18 protein-coding genes are annotated in these 24,859 nt (G+C 37.2%); 4 read left to right on the top strand and 14 right to left on the bottom strand.

Annotation, left to right across the window (positions count from 1 at the left end):
- The first annotated feature begins 84 nt into the window (after positions 1-84).
- On the top strand, positions 85-1,407 hold the full coding sequence (locus AC2IP4_RS16060; RefSeq protein WP_486307735.1) for a CHASE3 domain-containing protein: 1,323 nt from the start codon (positions 85-87) through the stop codon (positions 1,405-1,407).
- Here AC2IP4_RS16060 and AC2IP4_RS16055 read toward each other — a convergent pair.
- From AC2IP4_RS16055 to AC2IP4_RS16045, 3 genes are read right to left on the bottom strand one after another with little or no spacing between them, the layout of a single operon-like run.
- On the bottom strand, positions 1,391-3,391 hold the full coding sequence (locus AC2IP4_RS16055; RefSeq protein WP_486311130.1) for a diguanylate cyclase domain-containing protein: 2,001 nt from the start codon (positions 3,389-3,391) through the stop codon (positions 1,391-1,393). The genes AC2IP4_RS16060 and AC2IP4_RS16055 overlap by 17 nt on opposite strands.
- Positions 3,388-3,981, bottom strand: coding sequence for a YfiR family protein (locus tag AC2IP4_RS16050; RefSeq protein ID WP_375320113.1), 594 nt, complete (start codon positions 3,979-3,981; stop codon positions 3,388-3,390). The genes AC2IP4_RS16055 and AC2IP4_RS16050 overlap by 4 nt, the downstream gene beginning before the upstream one ends.
- Positions 3,982-3,983: 2 nt before the next feature.
- On the bottom strand, positions 3,984-6,194 hold the full coding sequence (locus AC2IP4_RS16045) for a TonB-dependent receptor plug domain-containing protein (RefSeq protein ID WP_486311129.1): 2,211 nt from the start codon (positions 6,192-6,194) through the stop codon (positions 3,984-3,986).
- Between the two features lie 386 nt (positions 6,195-6,580).
- Between AC2IP4_RS16045 and AC2IP4_RS16040 the strand changes: the two genes are divergently transcribed.
- Positions 6,581-9,571, top strand: coding sequence for a YncE family protein (locus tag AC2IP4_RS16040; protein WP_486311128.1), 2,991 nt, complete (start codon positions 6,581-6,583; stop codon positions 9,569-9,571).
- A gap of 84 nt (positions 9,572-9,655) precedes the next feature.
- Here the strand turns inward: AC2IP4_RS16040 and AC2IP4_RS16035 are convergent, their stop codons facing one another.
- The 3 genes from AC2IP4_RS16035 to AC2IP4_RS16025 form a co-directional block, all read right to left on the bottom strand.
- Positions 9,656-10,864 (bottom strand): MFS transporter, encoded by a 1,209-nt coding sequence (locus AC2IP4_RS16035; RefSeq protein WP_375320116.1) that lies wholly within the window; start codon positions 10,862-10,864, stop codon positions 9,656-9,658.
- 9 nt (positions 10,865-10,873) lie between these two features.
- Positions 10,874-11,056 (bottom strand): hypothetical protein, encoded by a 183-nt coding sequence (locus AC2IP4_RS16030; protein WP_375320117.1) that lies wholly within the window; start codon positions 11,054-11,056, stop codon positions 10,874-10,876.
- Positions 11,057-11,184: 128 nt separating this feature from the next.
- Positions 11,185-11,649: a hypothetical protein gene (locus tag AC2IP4_RS16025; protein ID WP_375320118.1), complete on the bottom strand. Its 465-nt coding sequence runs from the start codon at positions 11,647-11,649 to the stop codon at positions 11,185-11,187.
- Positions 11,650-12,203: 554 nt separating this feature from the next.
- On the opposite strand from AC2IP4_RS16025, the gene AC2IP4_RS16020 reads away from it, so the two are divergent.
- Complete coding sequence (locus tag AC2IP4_RS16020; RefSeq protein ID WP_105056447.1) at positions 12,204-12,737, top strand: heme NO-binding domain-containing protein; 534 nt, start codon at positions 12,204-12,206, stop codon at positions 12,735-12,737.
- 19 nt (positions 12,738-12,756) lie between these two features.
- On the top strand, positions 12,757-14,514 hold the full coding sequence (locus AC2IP4_RS16015) for an ATP-binding protein (protein WP_375320119.1): 1,758 nt from the start codon (positions 12,757-12,759) through the stop codon (positions 14,512-14,514).
- Positions 14,515-14,561: 47 nt separating this feature from the next.
- Here AC2IP4_RS16015 and AC2IP4_RS16010 read toward each other — a convergent pair whose 3' ends face one another.
- The 8 genes from AC2IP4_RS16010 to AC2IP4_RS15975 all read right to left on the bottom strand — a co-directional run bounded on the left by AC2IP4_RS16010 (position 14,562) and on the right by AC2IP4_RS15975 (position 24,579).
- On the bottom strand, positions 14,562-16,034 hold the full coding sequence (locus AC2IP4_RS16010; RefSeq protein ID WP_375320120.1) for a peptide MFS transporter: 1,473 nt from the start codon (positions 16,032-16,034) through the stop codon (positions 14,562-14,564).
- A 264-nt stretch (positions 16,035-16,298) separates the two neighbouring features.
- On the bottom strand, positions 16,299-17,219 hold the full coding sequence (locus tag AC2IP4_RS16005) for a M14 family metallopeptidase (protein ID WP_375320121.1): 921 nt from the start codon (positions 17,217-17,219) through the stop codon (positions 16,299-16,301).
- A 60-nt stretch (positions 17,220-17,279) separates the two neighbouring features.
- Positions 17,280-21,695 (bottom strand): DUF6701 domain-containing protein, encoded by a 4,416-nt coding sequence (locus AC2IP4_RS16000; RefSeq protein ID WP_486311127.1) that lies wholly within the window; start codon positions 21,693-21,695, stop codon positions 17,280-17,282.
- A complete protein-coding gene (locus AC2IP4_RS15995) occupies positions 21,685-22,116 on the bottom strand; it encodes an MSHA biogenesis protein MshP (protein WP_486311126.1) in 432 nt (143 codons plus the stop codon). Before AC2IP4_RS15995 ends, AC2IP4_RS16000 begins: the two co-directional genes overlap by 11 nt.
- The gene (locus tag AC2IP4_RS15990) at positions 22,088-22,885 is read right to left on the bottom strand and encodes a PilW family protein (RefSeq protein ID WP_486311125.1); all 798 of its coding nucleotides are present in this window, start codon (positions 22,883-22,885) and stop codon (positions 22,088-22,090) included. The genes AC2IP4_RS15995 and AC2IP4_RS15990 overlap by 29 nt, the downstream gene beginning before the upstream one ends.
- The gene (locus AC2IP4_RS15985; protein WP_486311124.1) at positions 22,885-23,448 is read right to left on the bottom strand and encodes a type II secretion system protein; all 564 of its coding nucleotides are present in this window, start codon (positions 23,446-23,448) and stop codon (positions 22,885-22,887) included. Before AC2IP4_RS15985 ends, AC2IP4_RS15990 begins: the two co-directional genes overlap by 1 nt.
- Positions 23,438-23,965 carry a pilus assembly FimT family protein gene (locus AC2IP4_RS15980; RefSeq protein WP_486311123.1) on the bottom strand — a complete coding sequence of 176 codons (528 nt, stop codon included), beginning with the start codon at positions 23,963-23,965 and terminating at the stop codon, positions 23,438-23,440. Before AC2IP4_RS15980 ends, AC2IP4_RS15985 begins: the two co-directional genes overlap by 11 nt.
- A 314-nt stretch (positions 23,966-24,279) precedes the next feature.
- Positions 24,280-24,579, bottom strand: a complete 300-nt coding sequence (locus AC2IP4_RS15975; protein ID WP_486311122.1) for a hypothetical protein — start codon at positions 24,577-24,579, stop codon at positions 24,280-24,282.
- Between the last annotated feature and the right edge of the window lie 280 nt (positions 24,580-24,859).

The raw sequence follows: 24,859 nt of genomic DNA, 5'->3' as shown, positions 1-24,859 counted from the left end.
AAAAAGATTTATTGTCAGTATTGTAGATAGGGTCTAGTATTCAGAATAATGGATTGTTAAATATTTATTATCAGGGTTGATATAATGAATGTTCGCTTAAAACTAGCTCTATTTCTTTTGGTCTTATTCTCGATTTCCATCGTAGGTTCTATATTGACCTTTAAATTGGAATCTTATGGGGATGAGAAGCTTGGCTGGGTGATCCATACCCATAATGTGATTACTGATTCTGAAAAATTACTTAGTAGTATGAAAGATGCAGAAACGGGGCAAAGAGGTTACTTGTTAACACAAGAAATCACTTATTTAGAGCCTTATTATACAGGCATGTCCAATGCTCAAAAAATGTTTCAAGAGTTAAGATTATTAACCAAAGATAATCCAGAACAACAGGCAGCTCTTGATAATATTGATAAGTCAATGAAACTAAAGTTTGATGAATTAGCGTTGACAGTAGAGTTGACTCAGTACGACAATTTATCCCAAGCACTTAAAGTGGTAAAAGAAGATCGAGGCAAAGATTATATGGATAGCTTAAGAGCTGATTTGACTCAATTTATCAACATTGAGATGATATTGCTTGAAAAGCGTAAAGGGGACTTTAAAGAAAACAGAACGCAATTAGTCACGCTGATAAAGATGCAGATTGTGCTATTAATCTTTCTAGCTATTTCTACTATTTTCTTTATGAAACGTAATTTATTTGACCCTTTAAATCTCCTACTTTCAAGCACAAAAAAAATGCAACAAGGCGAAAAATTAGAGATTTCAGATGTGGTAGAAAAAAATGAAATGGGTAATCTTCTCGCTGCTTTCTTTAAAATGAATGAAGTAGTGCATGAAAAAGCGGAAGTGTTGGCTTATAAAGCACATCATGATGAACTTACGGGGTTACAAAATCGAAGTATGGTGAATACTGAATTACAATGTGCTATTCATCATGGTGAGAAAACAAACACTAAAGTTGCTGTTTATTTCTTAGATTTAAATAAATTTAAAGAGATAAATGATTCTCTAGGTCATGATATTGGTGATCAAGTTTTAATTAAAACAGCACAGCTTCTGGCTGAAACTATCCGTTCTAAAGATAAAGTATTTCGATTAGGAGGAGATGAGTTTTTGGTTATCGGGCAAGATATTTCACAGAATTCAGGGATAAAAAAACTGACGTCTAAGTTATTAGAGCAATTTAAATTCCCAGTGATTATTAATGAAACATCGATGCTGATATCTCCTTCTATTGGTGTAGCTATTTACCCCGATGATAGTCTCAAAGGAGAAGAGTTAATTAAGTTTGCAGATATCGCCATGTATGAGGCGAAGAAAGAACAAGGGAATACCTGCTGTGAATTTGATGCATCAATGCTTAAAAGAGATGCAGACCAACAGTTTAATACTCATAGATAAATTCACTTTGTTGTCTTAGGTGATAACGGTTTTTTCCTAATAGTTTAGCGCGGTACATCGCTTTATCAGCTTGCTGTAACGCGCTTTCTAAATCACTTCTACTGTACTTATCCCAATAATAAACCCCAATACTTGCTGAGACTTTTGCTGTGTTATTTTTGATTACTATTGGTTGATTGATTGTATCTAAAATGTGCTGTAACACAGTATGAATATTATGCTCTTGAGTGGATGTTTCTTTTGATAAATAGACCCCAAGTAAGAACTCATCTCCTGATAAACGAGCAACGAGATCATGTTTGCATACACTACGTGTTAGTCGTTGAGCGATGATTTTTAATAATTCATCACCACATTGGTGCCCATAGGTATCATTTACTGCTTTAAAGCCATCTAAATCAATAAAAAGAAGATAAGTTGACTCTTGTTGTTGGTGCGTTTTTATTAGGTGCTGGTATGCATTTTTACGGTTTGCTAATCCTGTTAAGGCGTCGTGATTGGCTTCAAAACTCAGCCTTTTTAGTTCCAATATTTGAGTTTGGTCGCTGAATGACACAATGAATGATTCAACTTTATTCTCGCTATTCTTAATCGTTTTTATTGTGACCACACAAGGCAACCAAGCAGAAGTATCTTTCCGGTTATTAGACAGCTCACAGCTAGATACTTCTGCATCAATTTTTAAGAAGCCATGAGTAAGTAGTTGTCTAAAAACAGAAAAAGTAAGGTTAAAAGTCTGACGTAAATAAAGTTGGTCTAGGTTATGTATATCACCAAAAACTCGAATGAATGCGTTATTTTTTGTCTCTATTTGTAGTTTTCTAGTTAATACGATGACAGAGCTTGGGTTTTGATCAAAAATCATTTCAGCCATGCGTTGACGCTGTTCTGCAAGATAACGAGCACTGATGTCTTCAACATGAATCAATGAGTTTTTATCTCCCGCAATCGGGTAAGTTGAGACCTGATATAACAGGTTCGTCAGTTGGTGACGAATGATAATTGGTTCTAAGCGTTTGTGTTGTTCAATGTGTTCTTGCAGTGCTAACAATTTATTCGCTGGCTCAAAATTATTGAATATCGTCTCAAGTGGAGGGGGAGTAACCTCTGTGAGTGTATCCTTAATATTATGGGTGATATTAGGCAATAATCGACGAACTGCTGGATTGTAATAAGTAATAATTTTATTTGGTGGAACGACTAATAGCCCTTGTTCAAGAGAATCTAGAACTTGGTTTATATAGTGGTTTTTATCTTCTAAATGCTGGAATGCTTGAGATAATAAGCTATCTCGATGGCTAAGGTTATCTAGCATGTCATTAAAACAGCGAGTTACCATGCCTAACTCATCGAGTTGTATAACCTCTAAGCGCTGGTTGGTTACCCCTTTTTTTATTACACTTTGCATTGAATTAAAGATAGATAATAAAGGAGTAGCGATAAGTCTATGCACTCGGTGAGCAAAAAATAGCGCGAACGCCGATAACAATATGGTCGTGAATAAGAAAATGGTGATAATTTGGTTACGTTGCTTAAACATTTTATCTTTTGATACCCATACCGTAAGGTTACCTAGATGTTCATTATCCAGTGTGATTGGGTGGGTAATAGCAAAAAATATAGAGCTGTAACAATTTATACTTTGATTAATCCATTGGCAGTTACTTGGTAAATTATCAAGTTTTGCAAATATTTCTTCATCCGTATTCTCGACATAAGCTGCAATGACCTCAGGATCAAAAGAGAGGGCATCCATTTGATCTAACCCGGTTTGTTTATCTCCAAAGATTAGTGCGCCTGATAAGTTGCTCGCAATCCCTTGAGTTAAAATAGACGTTCGAGTATATAAATTAGCACTATGAGTAATTCCGACAAAATGAGCAACACTTGCACCTAAAATGATGGTACTAAGAGTTAACAATGTCCAAATAGGATAAATGATTTTTTTGCGTAGTGGTAACGCACTGAACCAATGGTGGATCATGGTTTTTCCTTAGTGCTAGCGATTTCTGAAACGGAAAGTAACTGTGAACGTAAAGAGAGTTCAGTTGACGCTAGATTTTCTAAACTGATTAAAGGTTTGATTCGGTTATTCATTTTAATAAAGGCAATCATGCCGCCAGACGAAATGAAGGATTTTCCATCACCGACTAAAATAGCGTGCGGTTGCTCTATTTTAACCTTTTGAATTTCAAGTGGATTATTGGAATTTAGATAAATAATATGGCAGTTATGTTGTTTAATATCATTGATTGTTGAGTAAGGTATAAAAGCAGCTTGAGCCGATTTTTTATTAATTAAAGATTCTAGAGTATGACTGATATCTAAGGACGCTTCTGAGCAGAAATTGAATTGCTTATTTGTGGGAGCAAAGTTCCCCCAAGAGGTTAAAAAAGCGAATCTAAAGAGATACACTGCTTTTAAATCATGATCTTGAATGTCTTTATTGCTTGCTTGGAGTGAAAAGCTACTTATTGGTAGAGTAAGTAAAAGGAGCAGGCACGCCACCACTTTATGGGGAAAACCATAACGTGGCGGAGATTGTGAACTTGCTCGTGCTTTTACTTTGAGCATAGCTATATGAAGTTCCAGCTTAACTCAGCATAGTACTGAGTGCCGTTAGCAAAAGAGTTAAATTGCTCTGAATATTCTTTTACTTGGTCATTACCTAGATTTTCAGCACTAATTTTTAAGCTTGGCCATGTTGGTTTGTGTTGCCAGTGAATTGTCATATCAAGAGTTACTAGCTCTGGCCATACAAGATAATCATCGCCATAGCTTCGGTATGCTGCAACTAGTTTTTCATCAGGCTCAGAGGCTGAAACATAATTAACAACTGAAGAAACCCAAAGTGTTGGGTGGATGTCCCACATCATGTGCAGTGTTGCATAATGATTTGGGGTATTTTCAAGGTCTAAAATGGGTAGCTCACTTGAGTTACAGATAGAGCCAGTGCACTCCCCTTTAATTGTTTTGTAGCTGTAGTTGGCATTAACTTGCAATACATTAATTGGTTGCCATTGCACACTTAATTCCCCCCCCATAGTTTCTTGAGAAAGAGGGTCGATGAGCTGAGAGATATATTCATTAATAATTGTTCCTGAGCTACCCTCAGAAGCTTCAGGAAGTATTGGATGATAAATTGGGTCCAGTGTTTTATAGCCACGAACATTATCATGTTGACTATAAAATAAACTCATATTAAGTTGAAATTGGTTATCTTGCCAATAGCGGTAACCAATTTCATATGTATCGATAGATTCTAATTTTAGGTCGCGGTTGCCAAGGTAGTGATATGATGCCATATAATCATATAAAGCAATTGAACCATCAGGATTTGTTACTGGTCTGTTCTGCTCATCAACAAAATATACACAACTACTGCAATAGCTGTTTTCTTGAAATTGAGTATCTAACTCTAAACGAGAAGGCGTTATTACCGCACGTCCCCAGCCCATCCATAAGCGTTGGTTGTCTGTCAACTTTTGCAATAATCTTGCTTGTGGCTGAGAATAAAGCTCTTCAGTAATGTTAGTGTGTTGCCAACGATTACCTAGTGTTACTTCTGTTGATTCAGTAAGAACTATGGTCCAGTTTGCATATAAACTATAGCTTTCATTTAAAAATTCATGTTCATCAATGGTACGAACATAAGGAGATAGATATTGCTCTTGTTCTGAGAATTGTGCGTATTCCTCATCGATAATACGTACATTTGCACCAAGAGTCAGAATCCCCCAATCTTGAGTGTTAACTGTATAGCGGCTGTCTAAGTCTATGCGAGTAAAGCTTGCTGGTTCATTGGTGCTGTCTGAATCATTATAGGTAACCCAAGCTTGGTTTTCCCATTGATCACCATCTGATTTTTGATGAAGATATTGAATACCGGCAAAGAGCTCCTGAGAATTCATTTTCGTTAGAAACGCATCATAATCACTTTGATGTGATGCTGGATCTAAAAATGCAGGAGTATAGGTTAACCATTGGTAATCTTCGCGTGAGCAAATGCCGCCAAACTGAAGAGATACTGTATTTTGAAGATTCTGATAATCGGCACGCAATCCAAAGCGTTCGGTTTGTACGTCTAAATCCCGTAATTCTTTAAGGTGAGCACCTTCATCGGTAAAAGGAGAGTGGTTTAATAATTCGATATAACCAGAAAGGTGTGTTTTTTCGTTGAGCTGCATGCTGTGATGAGCTTTATATTCACGGTAATCATAATTACCTACTGCTGCACTGATTTGTGCTTTAGGAGCGCTTTCGGCGTCTTTCGTGATGATATTTATAACACCATTGACTGCGTTCCCGCCCCACATAGTTCCAACTGGACCTAATACGACTTCAATATGATCAACACTATCTAAACTGACAGGTAGAGTATCCCAATTAACGCCTGAATAGAGGGGGTTAACAACACTGCGACCATCAATCATGACAAGTAGTGTGTTGTTTTCGCCTTGGTTTTTACTGCGTGCTGAAATAGTCCAATCGTAATCTGAATACTTTGTGACATGAAGGCCAGGAGCAAGTACTAATACATCTGCGATGGAGCGAGCACTAGAACGTTCAATTTCTTTCGCGGTAATTACATGCACTGATGCTGGAACATCAGATAAACTCAGTGACGTTTTGGTTGCGGTGACGACTTTGGTATCTGCTAATGACTCTAATGGCATATTTAGCAACGCGTTGAGATCATCGAATTCATCATCTATGTTTGCAATAGCAGAAAAAGACATCAGAAGACATAAAGTATACAAAAGTGGAAATCGAGATAGCGTTGGCATAATGTTCCATCAACATAAAACACAACTGATTTAACTCAAGTCGTAAAGTAAATACCTATTTTGTATATTTTGAATTAAATCTTACATTTAATATATTATTGAGAATTAGTTTTCACTGTAAGTTCAAAATTTTATGAAATAAACTTCATTTAAAGTAGGTGCCCGTTTAATTTCTCTATTTTAAAAAATAATTTTCTGGTCAGTTATTTAGAAATAAAATTAAGTAATAAGAATTACTTCTTATGACGATAAAAATATTTCATTAATGTATCGTTCTTTTTCTGACTTAATATCACTTATTCTGTATGGCTTAATTTTATATATTTAATTACATTACCAATATATTCATGTCGTGAATTAATTATGTGTTTCTTATTGGAGGTTTTATGGAAATTAAATTTTTACCTGCTATTATAGCATCGCTATTGTCAGCGAATGTTTATGCAATAAATAGTGATGCAGAGCAAATCTACTTTAAATCGACGTCTGAAGCTCTACATCAAAAAATTGTAAATAAAATTAATGAATTACATGTTTACGCATCAGATATTAATAATATTATTACTGAAAATGGCCGCCGCCAGATTGAAGTTAATGGTATGAAATATTACATTACAGATGATAATTATATTTTCTTTGATTTACCAAAACCATTTCTTGATGAAACAGCATTCCGTAATGTGTTTGACTTTATCGATAGCGACTGGGAGTTAACGTGGACAGAAGGCGGTGTTGTTGTAGTTAATAAATTATTTGGTAATTATGATTACGGCAATGGCTGTTTGATGGAATATTATCCAAAAGGAACCGTTGATATTGATGGCCTAACTCGTGTCGTACTTGAAACGAGTTCTTGCAAAGTGAATGATTTTGAAACAACCCAACAGTACTTCAGTAATGGTTCATTTATCACAGCTGAGCAATTGGGTGTTGAAACTTTAGCAATTACGGCAGTTGAGCGTTACCAAGATAAATTGTTTGTAACTCAAGATACGAACCCCGCATTTGTCACTATTTTAGATGTTAATACTAAAGAAGTGATTGGTCGCATTGAGGGAATTGATACCCCGCGTGGGTACCAAGCATATAATCGTATTAATGAAATCTCCATTACTGACGGGCGTTTATACGTTTCTTCTCTTTCTTCAAACCGTGTTGATATTTTTGATTTAGAAAACAATAATGAATTGGTCATCTCTTTAGGATCTGGCACTGGTTCATGGTCGGGTTCAAACGGACTTATTCATGCACAAGCTTCGGCGGCAACAAAAGATTATGTTTTTGTAACTGATGCACAAACTCGTATATCGGTGTATCGCCAAAAAGATTTAACACTTGATAATCCTAATTATGCTAAGCGTGCAGGTTTCCTGATTTTTGAAGGAAAATACAGTAATCGTAAAGTGCAAATGCACACAATTGGTGAGCATCTTATTGTTTCTACGGCGGATCGTGGTTACTTTATTTATGATTTAACGAAAGTAGAGCAAGCATTAGTCGATGGTGTTAATTTAGCCGCTGAAAAAGTAGTGTCAATTAACGTACAAAAAATAGACGTAGATAATAATACGTTAGTAGTCAGCTTTAATAATCGTATTGAATGGCATGATGTTGATGCCTTTATTCAAAATGATTTTGAGCTTGGTGAACCAAAAAGAACGATCAATGCATTAGATGGTAAAGCGATTTCTAGTTTGAAAGATATTCATTTTTCAAATAATGAAATGGTAACTGCCACGAATGAGAAAATTTCAATTAATCATTTATTGAATAATGAAATTACATTTATATCTGGTGATAGCATTGAGCAAAATACGATTAAATTTGAACAATTAATGCCGACATCAGTAACTCAGATTTTAACTAATGATGAAGCGCATGATGTTTTAATGAACCGAGAGTTGCGTTCGGTTAACATTAACTCATTAGTTCAAACTAAATTACTAGATAATAATACTGTTCAAATTACAAACTATGCGGCTCAAGAGTTACGCGATATATCTTCTGAGTTAAAATTAAATGGTGTAGACAAGTGGTTTAAGCTTGGGACGATTGATCGTATTCCTGCTTATGCACAAATTGTTTTACCGTTATCTGCATTCAGTTCAAATTACCAATTTAATAGCGCTAATGGTGATGGTGTATTTGATCTTTCTGATTTATTTTCGAGTGATATTGAAGTAAAAGATCTTTTTGAACATCGTTTTAGCTCTAGTTCAGATGAGTTTGCACAAAAATTATCTCGTTTAAAACCAACGTGGGAAATTCGATTTGCAGGCACTGCCGATCATAAGTGGCGTGATATGAATGGCTTGTATGCTCGTGAATGGTTGATTATCATGACTAACTTTGCCCACCTTGTCTCGTCAGATGAATTTAAACATATCTGGTTTAATTTTGAAGATATCATGGGCTACAACATGCATGCGTATGCGGGACCTGTGGATCAACCGGGTGGTTACTTTACAGATGAAGACTATAAGCATTATTACAATAGTATGTTAAAGCGTCCATTTGTTAATGTTGGCATTACAGCAATGGGAGGCGGACTAGGATCTGCGGCTATCATGGGGGTGGATTCATGGATGTTCTATAGCCACTACTACGGTCAATGGGGCATTATTGCGCATGAATTTGGTCACGGTTTTGATGGAAAATCTTATAGCCACAACACCAGTTTTGCGAATGGTGGTAATGGTTGGCAGCCATTAATGACAGTGGTTGCAAACTACCACATCCGTAAGGGTGATATGCCTTACATGGACGATAACATCAATGGATTTTATAAAGAAGAAAACACTGAGTATCATTATGCTGGCATAAGTCATGGTAAACGTAAGCACCGCAGTGAATCACACATGTATCCGCTTGATGATTATTTCATGACATTCTCTGATATGCCACAAGGTTGGTTTACTCATTCAGATCAATTCGCACCAGATAACCTTAATAATCAGGAGCGTATGATGTTAGCGAAAATGCCGATCCATGGTGATGATCCGTATCTGTGTCGTTTTGAGTATACAACAGAAATGGGTTCAACAACGTTACATGGCTATGTTGAAGAAACCGAAGGCTCTCAATACCGCTGTACTAGTGGTGAAGAGATCACTTATCGTTTACCAAGTGGTGATAAAGTAACAGTGGAATCCCCAGTTAATGAATTTGAATGGCTATCACTTTATTCCCCAGAGAGAAAAGGTGAGCGAGCGGTGACTAATAATGGGCAAGAATTGTGTGCAATTAACAAAACCGATTTTTATGGTGTAGGTTTTATTAATAGTGGAAACCAATGTACGCAACAATCAGAAGTATATTGGTCGAATGGTAACCAATGGAAGTTTAGTAATGGTTGGATTGATTATAAATATCGTTAATAGCAGTATGGTTAAATAACCGTAACATTAAAAAGCTGATACACCTTAAAATGTATCGGCTTTTTTGTATTTAACTCAAGATATTTATACTGTTTGTAATGACAATCTTACCAGTGGTTTATCATTAATCGGTAAATGGATTAGAGCTGCACAGAAAGCAAGAACGACCGTAGACCACCAGATTGGTTCGTATGAGCCATAGTAATCATAAATTCGACCACCAGCCCAAGCACCTAAGAAACTACCAACCTGATGAGTAAAGAAGACTAATCCATACAGAGTTGATAAGTAACGAGCCCCGAAGATCTGACGAACCAAGCCAGACGTTAATGGCACAGTCCCTAACCAACAGAAACCAATGGCACCACCAAAAATAGCCGCTGTGTGTTCAGTAACTGGTAGCGTTACAAATGCGCCGATCACAATCGTACGGACAAAATACAATGCAGACATTACGTGTCGCTTACTGTATTTATCGCCCATCACACCCCAGAAATATGATCCGAAGATATTAAAAATACCCACATAAGCCAATGCCATTGCCGCACTTGAAGCGGGGAGATCTTTATCGGCTAAGTAACTAGGTAGATGGGTAGCAATGAACATCACATGAAAGCCACATACAAAGAACCCTGCGTGGATTAACCAGTAGCTTTTGTTAGCAAATGCTTCTTTTAGCGCCTCGGTTAATGTCTGCGTATTTTCTTCTTCTGTTTGTTTTTCTGATGGCTTTGCTGTTTTCATAAACAAAGCAAAGGTAATAATAAGCGTACATAGCATGGCGAATACTTGTAATGCGAACTGCCAGTTAAAATTATGCATTAAGGTTTGAGCGCCAGGAATAACCGCAAACATACCAAAAGAACCTGCAGCCGTTGTTAAACCAAACGCTTTTGCTGCGTGTTCAGCAGGGACGACTTTAGCCACTGCACCCAAAATAATGACATAGCTTGTGGCACTTAAGCCAAAACCAACGAGAGCGCCAAGCGATAAATACAACATGCTTGGTTCAGTTGCGACAGACGTAAGAACCAGTCCCAATGAATAAGAGACAGCACCTAACATGATAATACGCTTGGAGCCCCACTTATCTGATGCCATGCCAACAAAGGGTTGGAAAATACCAAATAAAAGGTTTTGTAGTGCGATAGCAAAACTAAAAAACTCACGACCAGTTTGGAAATGGTCTGAAATTGGCATCATAAAAATGCCGAATGATTGTCTGATCCCTAGACTGATAATTAAAATCCCGATCCCAAGCCATACTAGTGGTGGAAAACGAAAAATACTCATAATGTGCTCTTAATGGTGATGATGAGAATGATGATGGCTATCGTCTTGCCCTGTTTGTTGATGGCAACCGCTGTTGACCGCTTGTTGAGCTAATAAATTCAACAATGCAGGAGAGTTGTGTACCGCAACTAAGGATAAAACTAATAGGACACTCATTCTGATTAATTGAGCGAAAATGGATTGTGAAAACATGCTGCGCTCTTAGGGTTAAAAATAAGAGCGCGAATAGTAGGGAAAGGGAGGCTATGAAGCAAATGACTATTTGTAACGATAACTATGATTTTTGTGCATAGATTATATAGAAGCAGTGTTCTATTTTATTAATCGAGAATTTCACCAACAACGACATCTTCCACCTTACTATTTAAGAATAAATTTCGTTTAATAATAGGTTCAACGGCGGCCAATGATGCAGACACTCCCGGCCAACCGTCAGTATGTGCCGCGAGTTCCACATAAGCGACGTTATCCTTGATCCTAAAATGCGTTACTCGACCTGAATTTTTATAATTTGAAATTAAAATATCTTTTGCACTACGTTCAGCAAGCTCTCTAAATGAAGATTTAGGTATGCATTTACTCTCAAATTGAACAGAGTTTAACGGGGTTTCCCCACCCTCTTGAGAGAATGTAGCCATGGAATCTCTATAATCTAAAATATGCTTTGGTAGCGAAAAAAGGAACTCATCTTTACTGCATACAACGGTTTCAGATTCGCTCTCCTGTTCTAATTGGCAACCATTAAGAAAAAGTAAAAATGGAATGAGAGACAGTAATGTTTTCATGAGTAGAGCTCGAATGATTTATTTATTCTATTAATAGTATTAAGTCTATAGGATTACATAAAAAAAAGTGCCTTTATTTTAATAAATGTTCAAATAAAAGAGAAATCGAGACAATTATTACTCTGGTTTGTAGCCTATAGCCTTAAGTTTATTATGATATGAAGGTATGAAAATACTTATATGTATAGATAAAAGGAGAAATATGAAGTTTATTTGGTTAAAAATAGCGATTACAGTGTTGATCTTTGCCGCATTATTTGGTGTCGTGTTTTATAAAGTACAAAGTGGAACTATGTAGTTACGTTGATGATTTTAAAGAATCATCAACGTTGTTACCTTCTTGATGCATATATCCCTCTCTTTAGAATGATGCTTACTGCTTAAGTGCACTTTAAAATAGTATGTTGCTGGGTTTTTATAAAAAATACAGGTTTCATGTCTAGTAAATGACAAAAACAGAATAAATATCAGTATATCAATTACCTTCTATCGTTATTTTTACCTAAACTTGAAAAGTGGCATCATAAAAATACGAAGCGATAAAAGGACGTGATATGAAAGGGATTATTTTTTCAGAGTTTTTAGAATTAGTTGAAGATACATTCGGGTTAGAAGTGTGCCAAGAAATGCTCGATCAAAATAATGATGAAGGGGCTTATACTTCTGTTGGAACTTACGATCATAAAGATCTAGTCAAATTAATTATTTCTTTGAGCAAACTGACAGGCATTAGTATTGAAGACTTACAAGAAGTCTATGGTAAATCTGTATTTTTAACCTTGTTTAATAGTATGCCGGGTTTACAAGGTAAGTCCTCTTCGACGTTTGATTTTATTCGGCAAGTAGAAAACTATATTCATATAGAAGTGAAAAAGTTATATGCCGACGCAAATCCTCCTCAATTCATTTTTATTTCTAATACCGATTCAGAAATGGTAATGGATTACATCTCAGCACGATGCTTTTCTCATGTTTGTTTTGGCTTAATTCAAGGTTGCGCAGAACACTTCAATGAAAAAATAGATATTCAAATGGCGTCAGTCCAAGAAGATGGCTCTCAAGTTCGTTTTACCTTAAAAATGCAATGATTTGTGTGAAGAGGTGATTATGGATAACGATAAAATGGTCGAGCTATTAAATCGAAAAGTGCAACGAGAAAAAGCGGCTCGTAAGGCAGCAGAAATGCTTCTTGAACAAAAGAGTCGTGAGCTATTTACGGCTAAGCAATTAGTGGAAGAAACACTACTTATTGTTCAAGAAAAGGCCGAAAAAGACGTTGTGTTACTTCAATTTAAAGGATATCTGGATGCTATTTTATTAGATTATAATCAAGCTTTTCTACAAGAAGAACCATCAAGTATCCTCTTACAACGCTTGTTAGATGACCTAGTTAGTATTGATGGTATCGCAACATTACGTCTCACTATTTTTCCTGAATTCAATCTTCATAGGCACCTTCAGTCTGTATTAATTTCAGGAGACACTGTTCTATGTGACGATGAATTAGAGCACTCTAGCGCTGAGTTTAATTGGAGCTTGAGTGGCTCTCATATCATTGTTTACTTGCATCATAAAAATGAACGATGTGGTTCATTGCAATTTACGTTTAATAACCCACCAAGTAAGACGTGGCATCAAACGATTGAGAAACAATGTCGTTTATTTTCAGAGATGTTAAGTGCTGCATTTATACGTCAACAATTGCTTGAAAAAACAATGATAGAAAAACAAAGAGCTGAGAATTCAGAGCAATCAACCCGTGATTTTGTGGCCATGATAAACCATGAATTGCGGACACCATTAAATGGACTTTTAGGCTCTGCTGAGTTGATGGAAGACACGAAAATAACGAGTTATCAGAAAACGTTATTAACGACCATTCATCAATCAGGTGAAATGCTAAGGGTTATTATTAATGATTTACTTGATTTTAGTAAAATGAATGCAGGAATGCTGCAGTTAACGAGCATTCAATTTGAACCAGCGATATTGATTCAAACCATTAAACATATGTTTGCTCACCAGATAGAAGAGAAGAGGCTGAGTTTTGTCGTTGACATTGAAAATACACTACCAACTGAATTGTGGGGTGATGTTGATCGAATTCAACAGATATTAGTAAATTTGATTGGTAACGCGATTAAATTTACTAAAGAAGGCGAGATTGTTTTTTCTATTTCTTGGAATGAGGGGGCGTTGCACTTCACTGTCTCTGATAGCGGGTGTGGTATTCCACTGGAAAAACAAGCGACGTTATTTGACCCATTCACACAAGTGGATAATTCAAGCCAACGACAGTTTGAAGGCACAGGTTTGGGACTTTCTATTTGTAAATCACTCGTTGATAAAATGGAAGGTGAGTTAACGTTAAAAAGTGAATTAGGTAAAGGCGCGGTATTTACGGCTATTATCCCATTAATTGTCGCTTCTAAAAAAACAGTGAAGTCTAAAGAGTGTATTGATTGCTCTCATTCTATTGGAGGGCTTTCAGTCTTGGCTGTTGAAGATATTAAAATGAACCAAGTCATTTTGAATATGATGCTTGCTAAAGTAAATATACAGCCAGATTTTGCGAACGATGGTCAAGAAGCCTTGGCATTTTTAGAGCAGAAAGAGGTTGATGTTATTTTAATGGATTGTCGAATGCCGATAATGGATGGCTTTGAAACGACAAAAAGATTGCGAGAGCAAGGGTACAGTAAACCGATAATCGCCTTGACCGCGGGAACAACATCAACAGAAGTAGATAGCTGTATGAATGCCGGAATGGATGATATTTTGCATAAACCATATAAGGCCAAAGAGTTAGAAAAAATGCTAATGAAATGGAGCTGTTCTTCTTTTTCGGGTAACGATAGATTATAAAAAAGCCTAACACTCATAATGAGGGTTGGGCTTTTTTTAATTAAGTATTATGCTTTTGATTCAGATAACGCAATTTCTGCTTGTTTACTGCTTTCAAGCATTTTACGAATAATAAACGAAGCAACAAATGCAACTACAACCATCACAACTGCAAGCACGGTTAATAGTTGGAAGTAATTTCCATAAATCGTTTGTACAAATTCTTGAGTGATTACGTGGCCTTTTTCTTGAGCTATAGAGGTTGAGAATACCGCACCTATAATGCCACTTAATGCCATTGCTACTGAGAATAGACTTACTGAAAATCCTTCAATGTGTTTGGGCGCCACAGACAAAATAAATGCAACGACTAAACTACCTACAATAACTTCAGCAAACGCTTGGAAGAAGTGAATAAGTAAGAATACTTCAGGACGAATAACGGCATCTTCACCAACGCTCATCACCGCCATGGTTAAAATACCAAATGCAATTGCCGTTAATATGAATGCAAAGCCAATTTTCGTTGCGGTTGAAAGATGAATATCACGCTTTTCAAGTGCAGAGAAAATCATCGCGATTACAGGACCAGCAACGATACACCATAATGGATTCATGGCCATTGATGCTTCAGGTGCGATAGGGATAAGGTCGAATAGATCACCACGCATAGTATTGATGGTTACCATTGTCATTGATGTCATCATCTGACCGTAGTAAACAAAGAATGCTGTCGTTAAGACTGTCATAATAAGGATGGTTCCCATTTTTAATGCATCTGGTTTTTCAGATTTAAGCATTAAGAAAATGAAATAACCAATCGCTGCTAAACCAATGGCGTAAACGATATTTTGGCCAATATCCATATTTGAGAACATGAAGAATACAAGTGCAATCATTGCTGCAGAAGTAATTAAAAATGAAATCCAGTTTTTAGAACTTACCGGTTTTTGGTCAATATCTGCGCCTACGGTTAATAGTGATTTACGGAAAAAAACTAAAGTAGCTAAAGCGAAGAATGCCAAAATAGCAGATAATAAGAAGCTTCCGTGAAAACCTATAACAAGAACAAACATTGGGAATAGGTATTGGCCTAATAGAGCACCAACGTTATTAACTGAGTAGTTAACAGGGTAGCAGTTCTCAAAGTGCTCTTGAGTATCAAAGGTGCGTTTATAAAGGCTAGGGTAAGAAGGCGACATTAAACCACGAGCATAACTTGCCAGTGCGATACCACACAGTGCCATGGGAACATTCGTAGTGTACGAGCCCAAAACTAATAAAGCATAACCCGTAGAAAAGCCAAGATAACTGATCGTTAGTGAACGATAAGCTCCTAAGAATTTATCAGCAATGAAGCCACCAGCAATAGCAAATAAAGGCCCTATTGATGAGAAAGCACCTACCACCATCATGGTGTCAGCTTCGCTATAATTTAGCTCTTCAAGGAAAAAGCGAGTTAAAATAACCATTACGCCATAGAATGATAAGCCAAACATCATTTGGCAAAACATCATGGACTTATTTAGTTTGTTCCACATAAGGATTCTCTTTTAAGTAATTACTCTAAATATTTTACCATCAAAAGAATGTAACAAAGTACGTTATTCTTAAAGTTTCATTGTGTAAATAGTGTAAGTAAGAGGGTTATTTAGGGTTTTATTTTATTAAATAGTGATAAATATTTATATTATGTCGCTATCGGTGGATAAATAATCAATAGTTAAATGGGGAATAGATGAATCATTCAAAATTTGGATTTATTGAGTGAGTTCATCTATTTTCTAAATACGAGAACGTAATCGTTAACGTTGAGCTAGCAGGTACTCTAATGCGCCAACAATGGCCGCAACTTGGGCATCATTACACTCTTGTGCGGTGACTTTATCACTATCAGGGTACACTTCAGTTGTCGATACAAAATCAGCATCGGTTAGACCTGCACACAAACCCAACTTCTTAGTTGGGTATTCAATAACGCCTTCTTGTACTACATCTGAGCCAATAATTTGGTTATTTTCATCAGGTGGGGCAATGTGCGTAACAGTACGAACTGAATCAATAATTGCTGTTTGGAATGCTGTTGCTGGTTTTTCTGTATCGCCTACAGTATAGAAGCCATCGGGGATATAGCCTTCGATGTATTCTAATCCATCGCGTGCGGCTAATGCAGGGCGAAATTCAGTTTCATCGCTGTCAGTCGTTTCATGCAGATCAATATGCGCAAAGATAGGCGTTTCAAGTGACGCAACTAATGCCATTAATCCTGACGACTCTTCAGCAGGGCTATCTGCATAAAATGAACGGTTTGGGTCTGTCGCTGTTGGGTTCCAACGGTTAATTACTTCGTAACCCCATGGGCTAACGCAAGGTGCAACGACAATATTAAACCATTGGCTATAGTGCTCAGCTTTAGTGTCTACAAATTGAAGTGCACCATGAACGCCTGAAGTTTCATAACCATGAACACCACCACTAATCAATAGCGTAGGTTTTGCATTATCCCATTGGCGAGTTTTAATGCACAGCAGTGGAAAGCGTGTTTCGTCATATGATAGCGCACCATATTGCGAGATATCGAAGCGATCAGAAAACGCATGAATTTTGGTTGCTACTTCTTCCTGATATGAACGTTTTACTGTCATGCTTGCAAGCCAAGCTGCTTTTTCTGCTTCGCCCCAAGCTTTACCTGGAGTACCAATTGGGTAGGTATAATCGTTTTTCATGGAATTTCCTTTATTCTTATTTGGCTTTGATGCCGTAGAGCATACTAAGACATAGTAGCACTAATTTAGTTGTTCGCGGCTCCATATAATACGATCGCTGCCTCTATAAATTCCAAAATGAATCATGGCCTGAATTGAATCTTCAAATGAATCATCGCGATCTGCATCTTGCTGTAGCCAAGGTAATTTAAGTAAAGAAAGAGTAGGAATTACTTTCCCTTTGTTTCCATTCCCCGGAGCGCTAAATTCCATGCTTGTTAAGCCATTATCAACATCAGTGCCTGTTAAATTTGCAGATGTGGTTCCTTTTCCTACTGGTAATGCGGCAGGATCATTACCGACATTAAAAGTGAAGTAATTTGGTTTTAGAATGGTGCAGTTGTCGTTATTTCTTTCAAAACGCCCGCCAATGTATGATTCTGTTGTGATTGTTGATTCTAAAGATGAAAGCTCAGAGCCATAAGAGTCGGCCATAGTGATGCGGCCCCACTCTTGACGATGCGTAGGTGCCAGTGGAAAATTATAACCAAGACAAGTGCCAGATGAATTTAATTTATAACAAATACCATCAGTATCCTTTAAATCTTCATCCGTTAGAGCCAGTGTAATAGCATCATTGGTTGGAGGGTGAGGAACAAAGGGCTTCTTATAGCGCAATTCAGCACCTTGCAGCTGAACTTGGTTTTTATTTCTTAGCTTTACCACATTACCGGGTTTAGCAAATCCACTATGACGGTTAAGAATGGATAAGCTGTCTGCATCGATAACGTCAATATTCGAAGGGGTTGCTGCATACGTTCTGAAGTCCCATCCGTTTCGGTATTTCCACCAATTACTAATGTTGTAATTTTGAAGTTGTCCGCCTGTTTGAGAAAGAGGAGTGATTTCAAGTGTTGGGAGAGCATCAAATTCGAATGTTTGTCCCATATAAGTATAAGAGCCACAAGCATCAGTAATGCTTGGCTGCTCTGCTGACATTGAAAAATAAGCGGGCGTAAAACGACCAATACTCCCCGTTGATGCTGATTGGATCTGATAAGCAGTGCTGCCTAGGTAATTATCTGGAGGCGTTACTGAGATATCAAATACACCCACTTCGCTGATACTTTGTGTAATACGGTGAGTTCCATCCTGTGATGCCGTATGGTCGTATTCATTGACTAATAAATTACCTGCATTACCACCTGATGAAGCAATAGGTGCGATCAATTGATGGTCAAGTAATAGCATGTTTTGGGCGTAGTTAGGTGTTACTAGATTGTTTGCAATATTGGTATCACTATGGCTTTCCCATGCGTGAGCCCTTACGTATAAATTAAATTCCTCTCCAGCATGAGCAAATATAGTACAAGTTGGATCTTCTGAAGGGCAACGGCTATTTGTCGTTGAATTATTGCTATCAGCCACAATGGCACTCAATCCAAGAGGGAAGCTGACAAAAGTATCACTGCCTCTAATGATTTGCTGTTGAGGTAATGTGTGCTTTACGTTTAATTGTAATTGACCAGCGTCAGAATAATTTAGAGGTAATCTCGCTTCGTTATTTACAAAATTCAAAGAGACTGAAGTTGCTGAGGACTCTGTTTTTCCTATCGTTTTCCATCCATTATTTTCAACAATCGAAACCGTTGGAGAACCAATAATGTTCGCTGTATTTGGATTAATATAGTCAGACCATAGCTGAATTTGTTTGGTGCCAGTAAAGGTGTTCCCACATCCTTTTATGGTTGCATAGACTGGCTTATTCGCTAACTTATCAGGGACAATCACCGTTAATCCTTCAGGTTTGAATATTAAAGAACAGTTGTTCTTACTCAGTGATTGGCCGTTAATGCTACATAAGGTATCACTAAATGGTTTGGTTGATGGCTCAGAACTTACGACCCCTAAAGTTACGTTACCTTGTGTTGCTTTCCCGATAGATAAATTAGCTACGCCATTACGCATGGTAATGTGATTGCCATTTAACCAATAACCGTCACCTCCTAAGTTTGAGGTGCTTAAAGTGACATCAACATCATCTGTAAATAAGGTAGAGCAAGATTCGTCCGCACAAGCTCGCAAAGTCACATCAGAGACATCACAAGTAGAGCCTTCACCTGAATGATCAAATTCAAAGTGATCTATTTGTTCTCCAATTGGTTTTGAGTACAAAACACACACTTTGAAGTTGTCGATTTCATGAGTGTTATACAGTTGCCCCGTTGATCCTGTTAACGACATAATGAAATTATCAGGGACTGCTGCTTGATTGTATTGAGGAGCAAGCACGTTGATAGGACCAATAATTGTGCCAAAACGAGGGCTGTCCCCTTTCCATTGGACACTGCGTTCAACGGTAACATTTGCAGTATTATTACTTCTTGAATCGATAGTAATGCGGTATCGATGTGTTTTGCTATTGCCGTTATTATTATCAATGTCAGGGGTTACTTTATTACCGATAATGTAGTTATAACCGGAATAATTTTGTCCTGAACCACGTAATACAACAGATTGATCTGTGGAATAAGATGAATGATTTGTTGAACCACCTTCTTTAGAGTAATTACCATATTCATCAAGACCAATACCAAGCCAGCCGCCAGTAAAGCCAGGTTTTACTGCTTCTGAGTTATTTTTAAATCCATAACCTAAAGGTCCACCAAAAGCACCAGCTTGAGGGGTGATATTTGCATCAGAAAATACAATAGCAAGGCCATCGGCACCATTACCGCCATACGCCATATAATCAAATTCAACCTCAATCTTGTTACCAAGAGCAGGGTAAAGATATTGATAAGATGATGCTGTTGATTGCGCTCTTGTTGCTTGTGTTAGCTGTAATCGTCCATTAATAATTCTTGGGATAAAACGACCACTACTTGCGCTAGTCACCCAATTACTGCTGAGATTAGTGTTGTTAAAATCATCTTCGTAACAGGTTGGTAGAACGTTATCTGGGCACGGGTGTCGGAGTTCATATAATTCATGAATTTGTGTGTCATTTAGCGCTTGATCGAAAATCTTTACTTCATCGATTAAGCCATCAAAGGTACGAGATAAATCATAGTCATTTGCCACTTGCACTGGTTGAGTGTTTTCTTTTAGATGTCGTAATGGTTGTACATCTTCAACAATAGATTTTACTTCTTGGCCGTTAATGAATATTGACGCTTTGTTTCTATCGTGTGCGTTATAGCGAATAATGACATGAGACCAGCTATTTACAGGAATACTTTGAGAAGTAGTCAGGTTCATTGGGTAATTGGTATTTTTTAGTTCCCAATACCAGTTTATTTGACCACGAGAATTTAAGTGAAATTCATAGTTACCGTTTTTAGAAATAATAGTAGAAAGTCTACCATTATGAGGGTAAGAGCGAGGATTGACCCATGCACTGACAGTGATCTCATCTTCATTTGATAATTTACTATTATGAGGCACTTCAATGTATTGCGCTTGAGAGTGGTTGAAATTTCCATAACCACAGGTTCCCATCTTATTGATATCAATAGGCAACGCAGGATTGTCTTTTCTTGGTTGAGGTGAGTTTTTGGTAGTGCCGTTAAAGCCATTTCCTGAGCTATCAAGTACTTCACCATATGAACCATCCCATGAATCTTCATCTAAGCGAAGCGATAATACAGGGAAGGCTGGTGGTTCAGGAGGTGTTACTTCATCATTGATACGGCTATCGCCTTCCATGAACAATTTTTTGCTCGATATTCGGCCCTTGATATAACTATCATTATTTAATGAAAGACGATTATTCGCGTATACGTCTCCCTCTAAAGAGGAATTATTGTTTAACTGTATATCATTAAACCCAATAACAGTGAGAGAGGCATTATTTTCAAGAGTGATTTTGGTATCGTTATTTAAAAGCAAATCATAATAAACAAATAAGCGAACATCACCAGAAATATAGATATTAGCATTGCCGCTTGTTGATATTTGCTTAATCCAATAATCTCCTGAAGTCAGAGTAAGCTTTGCTTTATCTTCGAGATCTAAACTTGCAATATGGATTAATTTACCCGTGTTACTAAGACTAACCTGACAAGTATCTCGGATCTCTATCCGATTATATTTCTTTGCTTTAAATGCTTTGCTTCCTGTATTACAAACTTTGTTTCTGGTGGTTTGCTCTATTTGGAAGTGCCCTAGCGATAGAGAAGGTGCAACATTGCCTGTGATCTCACATGATTGATAACCACCACGCCCATCATCACAGCTATTACTTGGTAATCCTGCGCCTTTGTTACTGGAGCAATAATTTAAAGAGGCACCTTGAGTTTCATTAATTTTAGCTGAGTTATTGAGCTCTAATTGCGCGTATGGGCAGTTTTCATTATAACTTTTATGCCCTTGGGCAACGCCAGGGAAGTAAGTATCGCGGTCAATATTTTGAAAAGCGTGCGCAGTTGAAGAGAGAGAAAATACGCTAAAAAAAACCGATAAAATGCCGATTTTAGAAGATAAATTAACTTGCATCACGAATACCTACTTCAATAATACGTTGTAAGGTGGTGGAGCCAAATTTGCATTGAGCTGTACTGACTAATTGGTGGACAACTATTCCGGAGTCTAATTTGCCATTAGTTGAGCAGGTGACACTAGCAATGCATTGAGATAAACCATCACCTTCAAAGGTATAAATAACGGCAGTGTTTTTTGCAACGAAACAACTGCCCGCGTTTGACATATAAAAAGCACTAATATCAAGTTGTATTCCTGATTGAGCAGCCATGTTGGTGCGAGTTCCCATTACCGCAGTGACAGTATGAGTATTCACCTTTTGTTGGTTTTTCATCATCATTAAGGCAAGAAAAGCCACAACAACAAGAATAAATACGGTAAGAATTAAGGCTGAGCCCTGAGAGCGACTAGGGCGTGTTGAAGATAAGAACATCATGATCCAATCTTACCTCTTCATTATTATCGCTAAAAATAAATAGCATCTTAACTAAACCGTTACGAACCAAAGATGGGTGTTCAATTTGGAAGGATGCATTTTTGATATTACCAGACATGAGTTGACGTTTTCCGTTAGATAATCCTGCTGGGGATAATTCACTACGTGATAGTGGGTAATCAGAGTATCGGAATATTTGAGACCCTTCTAAGCAATAAGCAAGTGGCTCTCTGTACATATATAAACGGTGGGCAGGTGAACTTACCTCAAAACTCGTTGCTTGAGTTAGAGTCACATCGATCATTGTTGCATCCTCACCTGCGGTAAAAAGCACATCTTGTTTAACTTGGGCTGTTCGTCCAAGACCATTTGTTGGAAGCGCAGATAATAAGTTTGTTGCAGATGTTGGCATAACAACAAGTCGATCTCCCGATTTTATCTCTCTTTCTGGTAAGATTCGAAGGGTAGAGGACCTCATCGGTTTTATTGGTAGAGTTTCATAGACTGCTGTGTTGACGATAGGCAACCATTCGATACAGGTTCCAGTTGAGTTAACTTGCAAACTATTTGGAATGGCATCACGGATCTCTTTATGCATACGCTCTGTGACAAAACGCCCCTGAAGAATCAGTTCTTCTCTGTCTGTAGTATCGGCATACATTGTCATACTGTGTTGGATTATGGCACTAAGAGACAGGCCAATGATGGCAAGTACTACAATTGAAATAGTCATTTCAATAAGTGTGAATCCACGATTAGGTAAGTGCATTAAAAATTCCCTCTAATAACTGAGAATACATAATGCTGTCTACTTGGGTCAGTTACATCGACAACAATACGTTTATTGTTGCCTGAAATAACATCTGGAACGCCATCAAGTTTTCGATTGATATTGGCATCATAGAAAACGTGAATAGAAATAGAAAAATTTGGGTAAACCAGAGCTAAATCATCACCTAATACATCTTTAACGCTGCCTGATAATCCATTAAAGTCATCGACATCGTTAAATAAAGTGCGATTGGGAATACCATTGATAACCTCGGTAGTATCGGGGCCTAGTTGGTCGGGAGCTGTGCAAGTTTTACCTAATGAACTATTACATTCTGGTACCCCACCATTTGGGCCGCTATTTTCATCGTATTTACGCCCGATGATTTCATCCATTACCGCAGCGCCTAGCTCTGCTGCCTTAGTTGAATGGATGAGTTGAGCATTGTCTTGAGCGCGCGGAAACAACAATACGGTCAATGTTATTAAGGCAAAGCTAATAAGAATAATCGATAGAACAATAGAGATTAAACTAAAGCCTGTTTGTTGATTAGCACGCATGAATATAGCCTTCTGTCTCAATACATATTTTTTGTGTTGATGTGCCGTAAATCATTATTTCACAGCGTGTGTTTGCACATTGTTTAACTCTTCCGATTGAATCGAAATCTAATGCATAAGGTGTGCTTGGAGCGATTAAATTTGAATTAACCTTCAATGCAAAAACAGCATTATATTTTGCTAGTGAAGCAACGTAAGTGACGTCTTGATTTTCAAGGTATTCGTTACTTTTTTGAGTATTAGGGAATGCCGTTGAGCACGTATCTGGTTTCAGCTTTAGGCTGACTTGCTGTGCTCTATGCTCATCAATTAACCAGCGATTACAAAATCCATTTCTATTCATGGCTCGAATTTGTGTTAAGCGTAGTGAATGCAGTAACTCTGTTTTTAATGTTTGCGTCGATACGCTACTAATTCCGGAGAAATAGCTATTAGCACTGAGAGATACGATTGAGATTAAAACGATGACCGCAATAAGCTCAATTAAGGTGAATCCATGTGTATGATTACGTTGCATTTTTTTCGTTACAAAATATTAACCGTATGAAAGTTTGACAGTCTACGGATAAAAGTTCTTAAGAGAAGTAAAATAAGCATAAATTTAGTGAGTACTTTCCTGTTTTTGTGTATATCCATTGTGAAATACTTTTACATTCATTAGATTTATTTGCGATCCAATTCAAATAAATATAAACAATGCTTTATTGCTTACTTTTCACTGTCAGTCAATAAATATTTTTAATAACTTCTTATGGGATTTTGGTTTGGTCTGCTTTAGTCGCTAGGTTTGCTTGGTTATTGAGCAATGGCATCAAAGGTGATGGGATTCTCTCAGCAACTTATTTGTTTATATATAAAAAAAGGTTCATCGCGGCTTTCCCCGGAAAGCCGCGATGAACCTAATTTTTTGGGATCTGTGCAAGGGAGTGAGCGTGGGCGATTACATTCAGGAAGCCCTCCATTAGGACCACTATTTTCATCATATGAACGCCCTGTAATTTCATCCATTATTGCGGCACCTAACTCAGCAGCTTTGGCTGATTGTATTATTTGAGCGCTATCTTGAATTCGTGGAAAAAGCAGTATGCTTAATGTCATTAATGTAAATCCATGGATGTGATTACGATTCATTTTTTTTCGTTAGAAAATAGTAGCCGTATAATAAATGAACAGTACGTATAAAAGATTAGAGAAATATAAAGGTATGGTTACAGAGGTAAATGAAACATTAACGACTGTGAGTATTTTGGTGGGATTTAAGTTGTGTTCATTGATATTGTTTAGTAATTGATTTTTATACTAAAAGTAGGTGAGAAATACGTTATTTTCATGCTCTGTCAATAGATTGTTTATGTCATTTTTCGTATGTTTTTAAACGAAAATTAACTATTGGAAGGTAAATAGTGGTAAC

It is taken from the genome of Aliivibrio thorii, from assembly GCF_057368585.1.
The sequence above is the reverse complement of the archived record's forward strand: the minus strand, read 5'-3'. Positions and strand labels throughout refer to the sequence as shown.